Raw genomic sequence first — 16,774 nt, forward strand, 5'->3', positions numbered from 1 at the left:
ACCTGTTGATATAAGCAAGTTAAAAGTACAAAAATTCTTTCTAAATATCAATCATCATACTCAATATGCTGAATATGATGTTGCGCATCAATTTTAATAATCACATTTGCTTTTGCTTTTGTTGGCGCGATATATTGTTGCAAATTTTTTAAATTTGTTCTGCGCCATACAGACATAATATGTTCTTGCCTTTGAGAAAGTGGCATTTGTGTATAAGGATAATACCAACTTTTGGCATCAAAGCGTGCTTTGTCCATAACGGCTAGCGTACGATTCAGATACCACGACTCGATGTCAGCAAGTTTAGCATCGACATAAATTGCTAAGTCTAATATGTGATCAGGTAATTGTAAAGCCGTTACACCTTCAATAATTAAAATATCTGGTTTTTGAATTACCTTTTGAACATCTGGTCGAATATCTGCTAATTCATGAGAGTAATCTGGAATAGTGACTTGTGGCGCATCATCACGAAAATCTTGAATCATCTGTGCTAATTTATTCAAATGATAAGTCTTGGGGAATCCTTTTTCATCAAATAATTGATGTTGCTTTAATTCTAAATTAGTCAATAAAAAATCATCCGTACTGACCACTTCCACATCAAAATGGCGTTCTTGTAAACTCTCTGATAATCGAGCAGATAATGTACTTTTCCCTACCGCAACAGATCCTGTTAAGCCAATTACAAAAAATCTGTTGTCCGCGTTTCAATATAATCTAACAGTTTTTGCCAGTACATGACGTTATCCTCTATATAGGGTGTTTGGTATTGCACTGATTAATGGTGACAGTGTGCCAGAAGCTAAAATGGTCAAACGATGCATAGCACGACTGGCTACCGTGTATAGCAATTGGCGTTCACTATCGTGACCATACTGCGAACGGTTAGCTTCCCAGATAACAACCGCATCGAATTCTAATCCCTTGGCAAGATAAGAAGGTACAATAATCGTACCCTCGGCTAATCGTTGATTTTCAGATTGAATCAAAGTCACTGGTACTTCTGCGTCCTTTAAGGCAGCATAGAGTGCCTTTGCATCAGCTAACGTTTTGGTGATAATTGCTGTAGTGTCCTGCTGTTCATCGTTCTCACGTAATTGCTCTTGTAATTTGACTAACATTTCTGCTTCAGATGTCAAAACGTGAACACTTGGCAATTCACCTTCTCGGTTAAACGCATCAATTTGTTTACCATCAACTAAAATTGCCTTGGTAAAATCAGTAATCTGCTGCGTTGAACGATACGTTTGTGTCAGTTGCACCATCTCAACTTTTTCTGAATCAAAAAGATTTGCGAAATTATTTTGTAGATTCTTAGCATTATCCTTAGTAAAAATCGCCTGATTCAAATCACCAAGTACCGTGAACTTAGCCTTTGGAAAGCTGAACTTTAGAAAAGCTAATTGAAGCGGCGTATAGTCTTGAATTTCGTCAATAAATAAGAAACGAATATCTCTTTCGCCATGCTTACCCGTCAAGAGATCATATAGATACAGATAAAGCGTTGTATCGGCTAACGAAATCTTCCTTTGCTTCAAGTCTTTTGTCACTACTGCCACATGTTCATGCCACTGCTCTTTTGTTAAATCAAATTCTGATAAGTCTAAATATTCGGGTAACTGTTGCAAAAAGTCAATGAATTGCGCATTAATGTTCAAAAAAGCGCTACGTCTAATTTGACGCACGAGTGGTCGTAATGCTCGCACAACAATTTGCTTTGCCAAAAAGCGACGTTCCGCTTTTTCACTAGTAAACTCACGTTCCTTGGCATTAGGCCCTAATTGCGCACGACGTGTATTAGCCGCAGCATCCTCTCCTTCATCATCACCAAGTCGCACCTGTCCTGTTCCAACTAATTCATCGTATTCTTGTTTACTCAAGTTTTCGATAGCTAAGTCAACCCAGTCTTTTTTCATTTCACTACTAATACGTCCAGTTAATTGACGCATTAAATGATCACGTGTTGCTTCTAATCGCGGACCAAGCCCATAATTTTCATTGTATTGATAATAAGTATCGGCAATTTGTTGCTTACTAATGACAACATCCCCTTGGAATACTAAATTACGGAATTTTGTATCTTTATGAATCAAATGTTGACTATATTTCAACAATGCTTGATGCATCAGCAAACTACCCTTTAATGCTGTAAACTGTTGATAAGTTTGATTATTATCTTTTTCAAAACGTTCTTGTAGAGTTTCAACAGTGATCTTAGGCAAACGGCGTGACGTGTATTGATAAAATGTCATCTGTACCATATTTTGTTCGCCCAATTCTGGCAAGACTTGATCAATGTAATCATTAAAGAGCTGGTTGGGACTAAATAAAACAACTTGTCCGCTCGTTAGCTTGCCCCGATACCGATAAAGTAGATACGCTACGCGTTGTAGCACAGCCGCTGTTTTACCTGAACCAGCAGCCCCTTGAACAAATAATAAATCAGATTTCGTATTACGAATAATCTTATTTTGTTCTTTTTGGATAGTTGTGACAATTGATTTCATTTTAGTCGATGATTCGCCACTTAAGGCGTTCATCAGCATAGCATCACCGATGGCTTCTTCCGTATCAAAAAGCGTCACAATGACACCATCTTCAATTTGGAATTGTCTTTTTAGCGTTACATTTGCTTCTTGTGTGCCATCAGGCGTTAAATATTCAACAGCGCCGATACCACCATCGTAGTAAATTGATGCCACCGGTGCCCGCCAATCATACACATAAAAATGATCATGACCATCGCTAAAAGAGCCTAAGCCAATGTAGATTGTTTCAGGTTCACCGCTATCACTGGCTTTTTCACTAAAATCAATTCGTGCAAAATATGGTTTTTCTAGTTGTTTATCTAATGTCACCAGCCTTCTTTGTGCCAGTGTTTTAGAATTTTCTCGTTCAGATAGCATTTGCTGTTGCTGACGAATGGACATCGCTGTCTCAACAATACCTGAGTAAGTTTCAGTTTTTAGCCGAACATCTCCCCAGCTTTTAGCAACTTCATCAATATTTTGATTCGTTCGTTTAATCTCATTAATTGTTTCATCTTTGGCTTTTTGCATTGCAGCCAAAGTGGCATTCAAGTAACGTGTCTCTTCTTGTTTCACTGTCTTATCCAAGTTCATATCTCCTGGGTGCTTCATCTTCTATATAATACGCAACTTATATGCTTAAATTATGATGTATTAATTATACGCATATTAATAAAGACTTGCAAAAGATTAATTGTTATCTGATAAAATAGAATTAATATATCAAGGAGAGTTCTCATGTCAAATATCAATATTTATATGGTCCGTCACGGTGAAACTTATTTTAATTTCTTGCACCGCTTTCAAGGTTGGTCAGATGCCCCGCTAACAAAAAAGGTATTGGCCATGGCTTAAATGCAGGTGAACGATTGGCAAATGTCCATTTCGATGCTGCCTACTCATCTGACTTGACACGGGCTATCCATACTGCACAATATGTCTTATCTAACAATCAAAGCGATTCACCGCTGACACCGAGCTTACTGCCCGATTTCCGTGAGCAATTCTTTGGCTCATTTGAAGGTGTGATTACAACATCAGTCATGCAAAATCTAGGCGCTATTAAGCATGAAGATTTTGCCAATTTTTCTGAACTGGTCACACAATACGGTATGCCTGATGCCATGAACACTGTTAAAGCAGCCGATCCTTTCAATTTTGCAGAGGATAATACTGAATTTTGGCAACGTATTGATCATGGTTTTGATACTTTACGTCAGCAGCACCAAGCTGGTCAAAACATTTTGTTAGTTTCTCATGGTACGGCTATTCGCGCCATTACTGAAAAATATACACAAAATAATTATGCACAGGAAAGTGTTAAAAATGGTGCTGTGACACGTTTAACTCTGTCACCAAATCAAGTGGATGTCGTTAGCTACAACGATGATCAAACGATATTCTAAAAGTTACAATATGTGAACTGTCGTCACGATAACTGAAGGCAAATTTTATGATAAATAAATGTCTGCAAGATTGGATGACGTCTTTTAAACGATTTTTCTCCAACCTTGCATCATTGATTGGAGTTTTTTATGGAAAATAAACGTCGTCGCGTTTTTTGGTTGGCCTAGCTAATCAAAAAGATAATATTGAATATGAATTAGAGGAACTGGCTAACCTAGCCGAAGCCAATCATTTAGAACCGGTTGAATCCTTCACACAAATGTTAGAGCGTCCTAACCCAGCAACTTATTTTGGTAAAGGTAAAGTTGCCGAACTGGCTGATCATGCCAAAACTTATGATGTTGACATGATTATTGCTAATGACGAGTTAACACCTTCTCAAATTCGCAATCTTGAACAAGAAACTGGTACAACAGTTGTCGACCGGACGGGCTTAATTTTAGATATTTTTGCGCAACGTGCTCAAACTAAAAATGCAAAGTTACAAGTTCAACTTGCCCGTCTACAATATCAGCTACCACGTCTAAGAACCAGTATGTCCATTACCTTAGATCAACAAACAGGTGCTGGTGGCGGTGGCTTCACCTCGCGTGGTGCTGGGGAAACCAAACTTGAGCAATCTAGAAGACGTATCACCAAGCAGATGGTTCATATTCGTCAAGAATTAGCTGATATCGAAAAAAGTGAAGGTACGCGTTCCGCACAACGTCAACATAATCAGTTGCCCAATGTTGCGCTGGTTGGTTATACAAACGCCGGAAAATCTACCATTATGAACCAACTACTGCACCGTTTTGGTGTTGGTGCAACATCAGGTACGACAAAACAAGTTTTTGAAAAAGATATGTTGTTTGCCACGCTAAATACAACAGTACGGCAATTGACATTACCAGATAAACATCAATTCTTACTCAGTGATACTGTCGGGTTCGTTTCTAAGTTACCGCATAATTTGATTGAAGCCTTTAAATCAACATTATCTGAAGCGGCAAACGCAGACTTATTACTCAACATTGTTGATATTTCTGATGAAAATTATCAGGACATGATTCACACGACACAAGAAACGTTAGCGCAAATTGGTGTTTCTGGGCGACCAATGATTACTGTTTTCAACAAAGCTGATAAAGCGGGCCTACCTTTTCCAGAAATAACTGGGGATAACACGATTACAATCTCTGCTTTAGACACAACATCGCAAGATGTATTAATTGATCTTATTAAAAAGCATATCTTCAAAAATGATGTTGTTGTTAAATTGCATATTCCTTTTACCCAAGGCAATATCCAAGCAAAATTAGCAGCCAATCATACCTTTATTAGTGAAAACTTTGATGAATCAGGTACGATTATAGAAGTGACTTTATCTCCAGACGAAGCTCATTTGTATGCGCCATTTATTATTTAAGTAACCTATATTATTAAAAAACTGAAACAATAAAAAAGCACACCACAATGTGGTGTGCTCTTTTATTGCCCCTGCTGGATTCGAACCAGCGCATAGCGGTACCAAAAACCACTGCCTTACCACTTGGCCAAGGGGCAATAATGATATTTTACAATATCATTTATATGGGAGCGGTAGGATTCGAACCTACGAACCCGAAGGAACGGATTTACAGTCCGTCGCGTTTAGCCAGACTTCGCTACACTCCCATGTCGTCTCAAACAACTCTTATACTATACCAAATTATAGCGTTTAAGACAACAGTTTTTATATTTTTTATAAAAAAAGGCCCTAAGGCCTCTGTTTAACTGCTTGCTTTTTTACGCTTCATGTATGCATCAATAATTTTTTCATAAACGCCTGGTTCAACACTATTCAATGCATCACCTAAAATATCCATAGCTTTTTGATAATTATAGTCTCGTTCATAAAACATTCTTGCTTGCTCACTAGCTGCTGCCACCCGCTCGCTTTGTGTCCGATAACGATTGGCATATTGTAACAGTTGTTCAGACAAACTTGCTTGATCTACCAAGGTATCTGTTTTTTCTTTAAGTGTATCAATATCTGATGACACAATATTTAATTGGCGTTGTACGTCATCCATATCAATTAAGTTTGCGCCTAACGCTTTAGCTAACCGCTCTAATTCGTTGCTAACAGCAAAGAAATATTCTAAATAAGGGGCTGGTAATCCGGGTAAATTCAGGCGTTCAACACGATGCTTAATTTCCTCAATATCTTGCTGATAATTACCACCAAATTGACTAGCTGAACGACGTGCTTTTTCTAAACCACTAATCTTATCCCAAATGTCACGTTGTTGCTTCTCAATTTCTTCAAATTGTTCTAAAATATTTTCCTGCTGCGCTCTAACTTCACTGTAGGATATTTCTTTTTCTTCTAACAAATCATCCGTATGATTGACTTGATTTTCTAACTCGTTAATCTTTTCTAGGAAAGTACGACGCATCTCAAATTCTTTATGATTGAATTGGAAGACTTGCCCCAAAACATCTAATTGGGTGCTTAATACCTTGTTTTGCTCACGCAAGCGTAAAAGATAAGAAGATAATTTATCAGCATTCACCAAAACCTGACGATGTGCCGCAATTTCATTATCCATAACGTCATAAAGCGCTTCAATACGTCGCTCAATATAGCCGTTTTGTTCACTAACTTCTTTTAACTTCAAATCAGCCAACAATGATAATACTTGTTGACGTTGCGCATCAATAGCACCAAGTTCTGCATCAACACTATCATTTGGGAACACATAACCCTGCTCTAATAGTTCAGCATGTCCACGAGAAAGCTCATTCAATTGATCAACATATTTTACATTAAGCTTATCAAACAGTGTTGGTGTATCACGCATCATTTTTTCCATCTGCGTTGTTTCCATGCCAAGCTGTTCGTAAATATCACTCGCAGCAGCATGATCACCATCATCTGTTAAACGTGTAAATTCATCATAATCTTTTTCTAGTTGATCTAGGAATTTATTTAATGCTGGATTAGCTGGTCCAAACTTAAAGTTTTCTGCTAATAATCTTTTCCGTAAGTCATCATACTTCTTCTTTAAATCATTCACTGCCTCACGATGCGCTTCATCGAGACGCTTCAATTCATTAAGACCCGCACGCACTTCTTTAATAGAAGCTTCTGTATCAGTAACCATTGTTTGCAAGCGCGCTAATTCTTGACGTGTCTTCAAAAAATTGATACCACGTGTTTCAAATAAAACTAAATTGGCCTGCTGGTCAATTTTCAAAAACTTATTATTCTGCACGTCATTATATTGATTTTCTAATGATTGATACTGCTTTAAAGATTCACCAGTTAGTGAGAGCTTTCTGCCCGCCATTAACTCGTCTCGAACTTTTAAAGATTTGAGTTGTTCTTTTTTCTCTTTTAATTCATTAACCTTTTGCACCGTAACGCGTTGCAAAACAAATATCGTAATGTATGCAATCGCTACAATTGCGAGAACAATGAATAGTATTACAAGTTCCATAAGTTTAATTTCCGACCTTTTAAGTATTCACTAATTATTTTAACACGCCAACGGTAGCATTCATTTAATATTTACTAAACTTAAAGCGCTTAGTCTTTTCTTAATAACTTGCCAATCATTTATAAGTTTGATATGATTAATAAGTTGTTATTGAGTAGCAGTAAATAAAGAAGCGCGTCAACAACGCTCCAACTCGTTAGTAAGGCCAAGCTACAGGTTCTGAGAAACGTCAAGTTTAGCGTTGCACGCATCTGGTATTTACCCTTCAAAACGACAAAAATATTTTGGAGGACATATATATGTCACGTTATACAGGTCCAAAGTGGCGCCTTTCTCGTCGCTTAGGTGTTTCATTGTCTGGTACTGGTAAAGAATTATCACGTCGTGCTTACGCACCTGGTGATCACGGTGCCGGCCGTCGTTCAAAGCTTTCTGAATATGGTGTTCAATTACGTGAAAAGCAAAAGTTGCGTTTCACTTATGGTTTGACAGAACGTCAATTCCACGCCTTGTTTAACAAAGCTGGTAGTATCCGTAAGGGTACTCACGGTACTAACTTCATGATCTTGTTGGAACAACGTTTGGATTCATTAGTTTTCCGTTTAGGTTTTGCAACTTCACGCGCACAAGCACGTCAGTTGGTTAACCACGGTCACATTCTAGTTGATGGCAAGCGCGTTGATATTCCTTCATATCATGTTGTTCCTGGTCAAGAGATTTCAGTTCGTGATAAGTCAAAGAACATTGTACCTATCCAATCTGCAATCGAAGCTGTTGTATCACGTCCACAATTCGTATCATTTGATGCCGATAAGTTGACTGGTTCATTAGTTCGTTTGCCAGAACGTGAAGAATTAGATGCTGACATTAACGAAGCATTGATTGTTGAATACTACAACCGTTTGGGTTAATTCTTCATTAATCAAAAACTCGCCTTGTGCGAGTTTTTTATATACTGCGGTATAATAGATTAAACTTATTTTTATAGGAGTAGTTATGGACATTAATGATCGCCTACAACAATCCCAGAAAACCACTGGTACACCTAAACTTAATCCCGATGAACAGAATCGATACTTAGGAACATTTAGAGAGCGAGTGCTCATTGCAATAAAAGCCTCTCAAATTGCTGATACACATGTCCAAAATGAATTCTTAAATTATCTCAAGAATCATAGTGATGGCAAAGTTTTGATTAATCAAAACTTAGCACAGAGCTCTTTTACAACATTTGTTAAGCAAGCCACCGCCACCCATCATCCTTTTACATTATTATCAGATCATCCTACTGCAACGCAACATGATGATGCCATTGCTGTTCTATTGGCATCAGATCATGCTGTTAATATTGATAATATCTACATTTCATAATATGACACAAGAGCCTTTAGCATATCGTATGCGTCCCAAAAAAATTGAACATATCGTCGGTCAGCAACATTTGGTTGGCAAAAATAAAATTATTTGGCGCATGGTGCAAGCACATCGTCTAAGTTCAATGATTTTATATGGTCCACCAGGTACAGGTAAAACAAGTATTGCTAGTGCCATCGCAGGTTCTTCCAAATATGCTTTTCGCGTTTTAAATGCAGCTACAGATAGTAAAAAAGACCTACAAATTGTTGCTGAAGAAGCCAAAATGTCTGGGTCTGTTGTTTTATTGTTAGATGAAATTCATCGTCTTGATAAAACGAAACAAGATTTTTTACTGCCTCATTTGGAATCTGGCAATATTATTCTAATCGGTGCAACCACAGAAAATCCCTATATCAATGTCACACCTGCTATCCGTTCACGAACACAAATATTTCAAGTTTATCCTTTAACGGAAAATGATATACACCAGGCTATTCAACGTACATTAAATGATAAAGAAAATGGTTTAGGTAACTATGCTGTAACAATTGATGATCAAGCAATGAAGCAATTAACCCAAGCCACCAACGGTGACCTTCGTAGTGCATTAAATGCGCTTGAATTAGCGGTGCTGTCAACATCTCCTGAAAATGATGATACGATTCACCTCACTTTATCTGCTATCGAAGAAGTCACGCAAAGAAAAGCTTTGAGTGCCGATAAAGATGGCGATGCGCATTACGATGTTATTAGTGCCCTACAAAAATCTATTCGTGGCTCAGATGTTGATGCCGCTTTACATTATGCCGCTAGGATAATTGAAAGTGGTGATTTGAATATTTTAATACGCCGTTTAGCAGTCATTGCTTACGAAGATATTGGATTAGCCAATCCCTCTGCTGCTCAGCATACAATTTCAGCTATTCAAGCAGCACAAATGTTAGGTCTCCCTGAAGCTCGGATTCCAATTGCAAATGCTATTGTTGAATTATCTTTGTCGCCAAAATCAAACTCAGCTTATTTAGCCATTAATCAAGCACTAGAAGATGTCCAAAAGGGAAAAGCAACCCATGTCCCTGTCCATCTTAAGGATAGTCATTACAAAGGCGCAGTAGCTCTCAATCATGGTGTTGATTATAAATATCCACATGATTATGAGAATGATTGGGTTGCACAACAGTACTTACCTGATGAAATACGCTCTCAAACTTATTTTCAGCCAAAAGGTAATTCAAAAATTGAATTACAGCTCAAAGAAATTAATGAAAATCTAAAAAAGCGTCAACAAAATGAACTATCTTAATTTTATGAATGTCAAGACTACTTTTTCCATGTATTCCACGATATAATATAAGTGAATTCCTCAGGTATACGATTCACTTCACCATCAGTTTTTTCCTTACAACCTTTTAATTGGAAGAGGACACCTAATCCGAAAATATGCCCTATCATTTGGTCATTTGACGATTCTGCTGGAATCTTCCACCTCGACAATTTCGAGGAAAATCTGCGAAGTGTTTAACGGTACCAATTGAGTGTTCCGAGTTTATCTCGTAGCCCACATCATCTGATGTGGGTTTTTATATATATTTTGCAAAAAACTATTATTTTCTTCATGAAAGCGCTATACTTAAGGTACAGAAAGAAACGGAGGATGTTATCATGCCAACGAATTATCACAAGATTTTAGTACCAATGGATGGCTCAAAGGAATCTGAAGCTGCCCTCGCACGTGCTATCGAACTAACTAAGGATGCTGGTCCCGCAGGTGATTTATCAATCTTAAATGTTATTGATACTCGTGCATTCCAGAACGTTGCTAGTTTTGACGATACAATGGTTGAAGCCGTTTCAGACGAAACACGCAAGAGCCTTGAAGGTTATAAGAAGCAAGCACAAGATGCTGGTGTTGCTAATGTAAACTTCATGATTGAATATGGTTCCCCTAAAACTTTGATTGGTAAAGAAGTGCCAAATGAGCTACAAGCAGATCTTATTGTTATTGGTGCTACTGGATTAAACGCTGTTGAACGACTTGTTATTGGATCAGTTACTGAATATGTTACACGTACTTCAAAGATTGATGTCTTGGTTGTTCGTGCACATTAATCTCACTCTAAGTCATAAAAAAAGACGATCATGATGATCGTCTTTTTTGTTTGCTTTTACGCATTAAATTTACCAATCTTCTCTTCACCTAAGGCGACGAAAGCATAGCTTAATTGCGCATTTCGTTCAAACTCAGCAAATCCTAATTGAATTAATTCATCTACAAGTTGAGCATTATCCATGTTGGTATCATCCCATAATCTTGGGAACAAAGACATATTCGTAAATCCTGGTAGTGTATTGGGTTCACCAAGATACGGTATACCATTCTCATCAAGCAAGAAATCCATACGTGCTTCACCACGTAAATCTAAGACCTGATAAGCTTTCAAGGCCATATCTTTTACTTCTTGCGTCACTTCGGGCGTTAGTTTGGCTGGAATTTCAAATAAGACAGATGAGTTATCGACAAACTTATTGCTGTAATCATACCAAGCATCCCCGTCCCCTTGGTTTGGTACGGTATGCGCACCAATCACTGAGACAATAGGCTTTTCATTACCTATCACGCCAACTTCAAGTTCACGAGGTCCCTTCACTGCTTCTTCAATCAAGACTTTATAATCATATTGGAAAGAATCTTGTAATGCTCTTTGATATTCTAGCTCATTTGTAACACGAGAAATACCAACTGATGATCCCTGATTAGCTGCCTTAACAAAAACAATATCGCCTAGTTGTGTTTTAACATCTGACCAACGCCAATTATCAACACTTTCTGGACTCACAACAATATATTTCGTATTGCGAATACCATTGACTGTTAACAACTCTTTTGTTAATACTTTATCAAAACTAACAGCATGCCCTCTTAGTGGTGCACCAACAAATGGCTTATTTAACAATCTAAATAGTCCCTGTAATGTCCCATCTTCACCTAAATTACCGTGTACAACTGGGAAGAAAATATCAAACTGTCCAGCTTGACTAATGGCTTTAATTCTAGCTAGCGGATCTTTTTCATCAACTTTAGCCATAAATTCATCTACAACCATTTGCTCATCTTCACCCTCAAAAATACGGCGTGAAGCATCTGGATCTAAGAAATAGCCATTTTGCGCAATGCTAAACAAAGTGACATCATATTTACCAGTTGCCATAATGGCATTATAAATATTCTCTGCCGAACGCTTCGACACATCGTGCTCTGATGAATTACCACCAAATACTAAAGCAACATGTTTTTTCATAGTATTTCTCCATTCTTAACTCATTACAGCTGATTGTTACACCAAAAAATCACGCGAACTTAGGACATAATCCCAAATTTTTTGTGGTACATTGTCTTCACCATACAACACTATGCTATCAAAAAAACGTGCTCGATTATAGATTGTATGCCACATTTTTTCTTCACGTGGTGGTTGCAATGATACCAAATCTCTTCGCCAAAATTTCAGATTCAGTAAAATATACTCGGCATACACATCACTCTGATTAGCCAATCGCATCGCAACGTCAATGATTCGTTGCGTTTCACCCATAACTAACGGCTCCATTAATGCCCGATAACCTGTTAATAATGTTGCCAACAGAAATAACTTATCTGCTCTGACTAATTCAGGCATGGCAGAGAGCTCAGTAATTATACTGCTCATGTGATTAAAAGCATGCGCCCAGCCGTTGTCTTTGATAAAACCACGGCCATCACGTTCCAATATAGCATATAGCGCAACTTGATCAACCACCATATCAAGCTGTTCTATCGTCAAGAATTTTTGCTTTGTCCAGTGATAATGTAATAACAAAGATAATACTAAAATACTAAACGATCGGCGATAAACAGCATCATTGTGTGGTTCAAAAATATGTGCAAATAATTGATGATCAGATATTAGAAATTCTGCCATCCAGCTAAGTTGACGTTGCGTCAGCCACTCTCCTTGAATTGCATTACTCAAAAATGTGAATGCCCCATCATCTCGATAACGTGGTGATTGATGCGCTAGCTGTTGTAAAACTAACAATAAATTTTCATCACTAATTTCAGAATCAACATATTCAGCATGGGTTTCTTTTTCTAAAGCATGCCAGTATTTCTGATATTCTTGCATGAATTTTTCAGCTTCTGTACTCAGTGGTGGCGTATCAACAACTGAAGCTTGCTGAACATATGGCATATTTTCAGCCAAAGCAAGCAATTGACTACCAAGAGACTGATACAATTGCCCGTTTTTCACTTTTTGTCGTAAGTGACTTAAATTCGTTCTTCCCTGTTCAAATGATAACATTAGATTGAAAATCCTGTCGATTCAGTAAATGCAGACGATTGTTTTTGATAACCAATAGACAATATTAGACCTGTACCAATAAGATTTCCCAACAGTGAAGACCCTCCTTGAGAAATGAAGGGTAGCGGAATACCTGTCAGTGGCAAAAGGCCAATACTCATACCAATATTTTCAAAGACATGAAACAAAACCATCATAACAACACCTGTTGCAATATATGCATAAAAGGCAGTCTGGGCCTTAAATGTGTCCTGAATCATCATGACAATAAAGGCAAAATAAAGCACAATTAAAAATGTACCGCCAATAAATCCAAAACTCTCACCAATGACAGAAAAAATCATGTCCGATTCACGAACTGGTACATAAACTTTGAGATTTCCCCAACCATTACCAAAAATCTGTCCGGAACCAATAGCTTTTAAACTTTGGTAAGTCTGATAACCAGTGTTCGATGTATCTTGGGCAGGATGCAACCAAGAATCCACACGCGCAAATTGATAAGCCTGGAATCCAAATTTAGACAAAACAGTACGTCCCAAGGTGGACGTTACCAATGCTAAAGCTGTGATACCAAACGTTGTAGCAATTGCGATAACAGGTGCTAAAATACGCCAAGTAACACCAGAAACAAGTGCTACCCCACCAAATATTGCCGCAAATACCAATAACGTGCCTAAATCATTTTGTAAAGCAATTAACACAGCAATTGGTGCGAAACAAAGCGCCATCTTACCTAACAAGAGCCAATCAGAATGGGTTTCATGCACTGGTTTCTCGCGATTGTGCTCAACAACAACCCGACTCAACATTAAAATAAATGCCGGCTTAACCACTTCAGATGGCTGAAATGATAGTGGTCCGAAGACAAACCAAGATTTGGCCCCTGTAGATGCCGCCATTGATCGATTATAAAAAATGAGCACTGCAACTAACAAGAAGAGACCAACACCGTACGCAATGGGCGCTAAACGCCATAGTTGCGTGGCATCAAACCGTACCAAGAATACAATCAACACAGCCCCAATAATCCAAAAATACACCTTGAATAGCTACTGGCCTGAGTGCGCTGGCTAGTGTTGCGCCATGCATATGCATGGCTGCCTGAAATAACGAACTAAGACCAATCATCATAAATAGCAATAGTGCTAAAATAATGCCCCAATCCAAATCATTTTCAGTTACTTTTTTATTTTTCTGATTAGAAAACTGTTGCATGCTACACCCTCGTTATGCATAAAGCGATTGTTCATCACAATCGCTCACTGGAAACTTTTGATATACCAATATTAAGCGTACAAATTATAGCTTGCTAAAATTTCCTGCAACGCTTGATCTTGGCTTTTAGCCTGATTAATGACGGTTTGCTTACCAAAGACACCGTTAAATCCACGGGCAGACTTTTCAATATAGCCAATCATTTCGCCATCAACCAAAACCTGTAACTGTTGATCTTGCTCTACTAGGTCCACGCTGAAATTTTGATTTTTTTACGCATTTTATAATCCTCGACGACGTGTTTTCATATGTTCTAACAAAGCGCCAGCACCCTTAGCAACATTATCTAACGGTGAATCTGAAACGACAACTGGTACCTCTAATGCATCGGACAATAACTGATCCATTCCATGCAATAAGGCACCACCGCCGGTCAACATAATACCACGGTCAATGATATCTGCAGCCAATTCTGGCGGTAATTTAGATAACACAGAATGCGCTGCACGGACAATCTGTTGTAAGGTATCATGTAATGCTTCTTCAACTTCATTAGAATTAATCGTAATGGTTTTTGGCATACCTTCAAAATTATCACGACCACGGACTTCCATGGTAAGTGGTTCATCAACAGGTAAAGCGGAGCCAATTTGAATCTTAATTGTTTCTGCTGTACGTTCACCAACAATCAAGTTATGTCGACGCTTTAAATAACCGACAATATCAAAGTTCATTTTATCTCCAGCGACACGTATTGACTCTGAAACAACAATATCGCCTAATGACAACACTGCAATATCCGAAGTACCACCACCCATATCAATAACCATAGATCCAATTGGCTTAAAGATATCCAGTCCGGCACCTACTGCCGCAACCTTAGGCTCATATTCTAGGTAAACTTTGGCACCACCAGCTTTTTCTGCTGCTTGTATAATCGCTTTACGTTCAATTTCAGTAATATTTGTTGGCGCACAAATCATAATATTAGGCTTTGACATAAAACCCTTAACATTTAATTTGTCCACAAAGTAAGTTAGCATTGCTTCTGTAACATCGAAATCTGAGATTACACCATCTTTCAATGGTCGAACAGCACGAATATTACCTGGCGTACGACCAACCATACGGTAAGCTTCTGAACCAACTGATAAAACACGGTCTGTTTTATCATCTACTGCAACAACAGAAGGTTCATTTAAAACAATCCCTTTACCTTCAACATAAATTAAGACGTTGGCAGTTCCTAAATCTATGCCGATATCTTTTGCCATGATAGTTTCCTCTTTTAACATTTATACTTAATTATCGTGTGGCAAAAAATGCCATAACCTATTTGATTATATCATATTTTGTTCATTTTCTTAGGGGTAATCTTGGCTAGCTTTATCGTAATAATACGTCAGGAACACTGGTAATCCAATTGAACATTGTTAAGAAAAAGCTTGCTAAAAGATAGCCCATTATAACGGCTAAAATAACCTTTAAGACAGCCGCCTGAAACGGTGTAAACGGCATTATTTTCTCAAAATTAATAGGCCGAATAGTCCAAAAAGAAAAGTAAATAAAAATAATATTAAGACTAATGCCCAAAATGGGTTGCATCATAAGTATATCTCCTTTAAAGCATCATTATTATGAAAACATAGGTACTACTAGCCTAGCATACTCTGATTGCTTGGGATATAATGTCGCAATTTCATTATATGTTTGAATTAACAAGTCCATTGTCTGCCGGCCAATCCAATGATCAGGTAATAAACTAATTGGTAACATAGGATCTCGTAAAAATGTGTCATTAATATGCATGCCGATATCTAAATAAACATTGAGTAATGCTAATTCTTGTTGGGGTAGATTTTGACGCTGATGACGAATCCAATCAAGTTCCGTTTCGTAAAAAGCAACGATATCTTTTAAACGCCAAACATCATAAGCTTCAGATTTGGATAACGTTGCGTTAAGTAACGATGTTCGAATAATTTTCACTCGATCTTGCACTTGATTTTCAATCGCTAATTGTTGGACTACCTCTTGATACGGCCACGGTGAAATCAAAACAGAAGATGTATAGGCACCAAAACCATAATCCAGTAAGCTATTTTTAAACATCTGTTTTGAGCGTCGCATTGTTTCAGGAATGCGCAGTAAGACAATTGTCCACTCATCAGTAAATACTTGATTATAGTTAGCATATTTATGATTAATATCAGATAACCAACGCTTCCCAGCTGGTGCCAATCGATACCATCCGCGTTTGGTACTGGTAATTTGTTTAGCTTGTTTTAACTTGGACAAATTATTTCTAATGGTCATTTCATTGTAATCACGCTGAGTATAGATATCCACTAAAGTCTTCGCTTCAACTTCTTCTCCAACATCAATGAGGTGTAGTATTTGCTTTTCAATGGATTGCATTTGACAAACCCCTTTTATAAATTATAATTATATCAGTTAG

The 16,774-nt window shown here is 37.7% G+C and carries 13 protein-coding genes, 2 tRNA genes and 3 pseudogenes; 6 read left to right on the forward strand and 12 right to left on the reverse strand.

Going from position 1 to position 16,774, the window contains the following annotated elements; translation table 11 throughout:
* Positions 1–47: 47 nt before the first annotated feature.
* Entirely contained in the window at positions 48–686 is a 639-nt protein-coding gene (locus LEUFL_RS10665; RefSeq protein ID WP_050792597.1) for a type I pantothenate kinase, read from the reverse strand.
* A gap of 60 nt (positions 687–746) precedes the next feature.
* A complete protein-coding gene (gene helD / locus LEUFL_RS0108580) occupies positions 747–3,119 on the reverse strand; it encodes an RNA polymerase recycling motor HelD (protein ID WP_010008832.1) in 2,373 nt (790 codons plus the stop codon).
* A 150-nt stretch (positions 3,120–3,269) separates the two neighbouring features.
* Here helD and LEUFL_RS12260 point away from each other — a divergent pair.
* Together LEUFL_RS12260 and hflX are read left to right on the forward strand one after the other, a co-directional pair.
* Positions 3,270–3,937, forward strand: a pseudogene (locus LEUFL_RS12260) (histidine phosphatase family protein).
* A gap of 155 nt (positions 3,938–4,092) precedes the next feature.
* On the forward strand, positions 4,093–5,346 hold the full coding sequence (gene hflX, locus LEUFL_RS0108590; protein ID WP_010008834.1) for a GTPase HflX: 1,254 nt from the start codon (positions 4,093–4,095) through the stop codon (positions 5,344–5,346).
* 65 nt (positions 5,347–5,411) lie between these two features.
* Here hflX and LEUFL_RS0108595 read toward each other — a convergent pair.
* The 3 genes from LEUFL_RS0108595 to ezrA all read right to left on the reverse strand — a co-directional run bounded on the left by LEUFL_RS0108595 (position 5,412) and on the right by ezrA (position 7,402).
* A tRNA-Gln gene (locus tag LEUFL_RS0108595) sits at positions 5,412–5,483 on the reverse strand.
* Between the two features lie 28 nt (positions 5,484–5,511).
* A tRNA-Tyr gene (locus tag LEUFL_RS0108600) sits at positions 5,512–5,594 on the reverse strand.
* Between the two features lie 95 nt (positions 5,595–5,689).
* Positions 5,690–7,402, reverse strand: a complete 1,713-nt coding sequence (gene ezrA, locus LEUFL_RS0108605; RefSeq protein ID WP_010008836.1) for a septation ring formation regulator EzrA — start codon at positions 7,400–7,402, stop codon at positions 5,690–5,692.
* A 299-nt stretch (positions 7,403–7,701) separates the two neighbouring features.
* Between ezrA and rpsD the strand changes: the two genes are divergently transcribed.
* From rpsD to LEUFL_RS0108630, 4 genes are all read left to right on the forward strand, one after another.
* Positions 7,702–8,313, forward strand: a complete 612-nt coding sequence (gene rpsD, locus LEUFL_RS0108610) for a 30S ribosomal protein S4 (RefSeq protein ID WP_010008837.1) — start codon at positions 7,702–7,704, stop codon at positions 8,311–8,313.
* A gap of 85 nt (positions 8,314–8,398) precedes the next feature.
* A complete protein-coding gene (locus LEUFL_RS0108615) occupies positions 8,399–8,773 on the forward strand; it encodes a YueI family protein (RefSeq protein ID WP_010008838.1) in 375 nt (124 codons plus the stop codon).
* A gap of 1 nt (position 8,774) precedes the next feature.
* The gene (locus LEUFL_RS0108620; protein ID WP_010008839.1) at positions 8,775–10,061 is read left to right on the forward strand and encodes a replication-associated recombination protein A; all 1,287 of its coding nucleotides are present in this window, start codon (positions 8,775–8,777) and stop codon (positions 10,059–10,061) included.
* 359 nt (positions 10,062–10,420) lie between these two features.
* Positions 10,421–10,867: a universal stress protein gene (locus LEUFL_RS0108630; RefSeq protein ID WP_010008841.1), complete on the forward strand. Its 447-nt coding sequence runs from the start codon at positions 10,421–10,423 to the stop codon at positions 10,865–10,867.
* A 56-nt stretch (positions 10,868–10,923) separates the two neighbouring features.
* Here LEUFL_RS0108630 and LEUFL_RS0108635 read toward each other — a convergent pair whose 3' ends face one another.
* From LEUFL_RS0108635 to LEUFL_RS0108665, 7 genes and pseudogenes are all read right to left on the reverse strand, one after another.
* Positions 10,924–12,057, reverse strand: coding sequence for a D-alanine--D-alanine ligase family protein (locus tag LEUFL_RS0108635; RefSeq protein WP_010008842.1), 1,134 nt, complete (start codon positions 12,055–12,057; stop codon positions 10,924–10,926).
* A 36-nt stretch (positions 12,058–12,093) separates the two neighbouring features.
* A complete protein-coding gene (locus tag LEUFL_RS0108640) occupies positions 12,094–13,098 on the reverse strand; it encodes a DUF2785 domain-containing protein (RefSeq protein WP_010008843.1) in 1,005 nt (334 codons plus the stop codon).
* Positions 13,098–14,316 (reverse strand): annotated as a pseudogene (locus LEUFL_RS12265) (FtsW/RodA/SpoVE family cell cycle protein). The gene LEUFL_RS0108640 and the pseudogene LEUFL_RS12265 overlap by 1 nt, the downstream one beginning before the upstream one ends.
* Before the next feature lie 71 nt (positions 14,317–14,387).
* A pseudogene (locus LEUFL_RS0108650) lies at positions 14,388–14,588 on the reverse strand (DUF2969 family protein); the annotation flags it as partial.
* Positions 14,589–14,597: 9 nt separating this feature from the next.
* Positions 14,598–15,590, reverse strand: a complete 993-nt coding sequence (locus LEUFL_RS0108655) for a rod shape-determining protein (RefSeq protein ID WP_010008847.1) — start codon at positions 15,588–15,590, stop codon at positions 14,598–14,600.
* Between the two features lie 112 nt (positions 15,591–15,702).
* The gene (locus tag LEUFL_RS0108660; protein ID WP_010008848.1) at positions 15,703–15,924 is read right to left on the reverse strand and encodes a DUF1146 family protein; all 222 of its coding nucleotides are present in this window, start codon (positions 15,922–15,924) and stop codon (positions 15,703–15,705) included.
* A gap of 27 nt (positions 15,925–15,951) precedes the next feature.
* Entirely contained in the window at positions 15,952–16,734 is a 783-nt protein-coding gene (locus tag LEUFL_RS0108665) for a PaaX family transcriptional regulator C-terminal domain-containing protein (RefSeq protein ID WP_010008849.1), read from the reverse strand.
* Between the last annotated feature and the right edge of the window lie 40 nt (positions 16,735–16,774).

It is taken from the genome of Leuconostoc fallax KCTC 3537, from assembly GCF_000165675.1.
GTDB lineage: Bacteria > Bacillota > Bacilli > Lactobacillales > Lactobacillaceae > Leuconostoc_B > Leuconostoc_B fallax.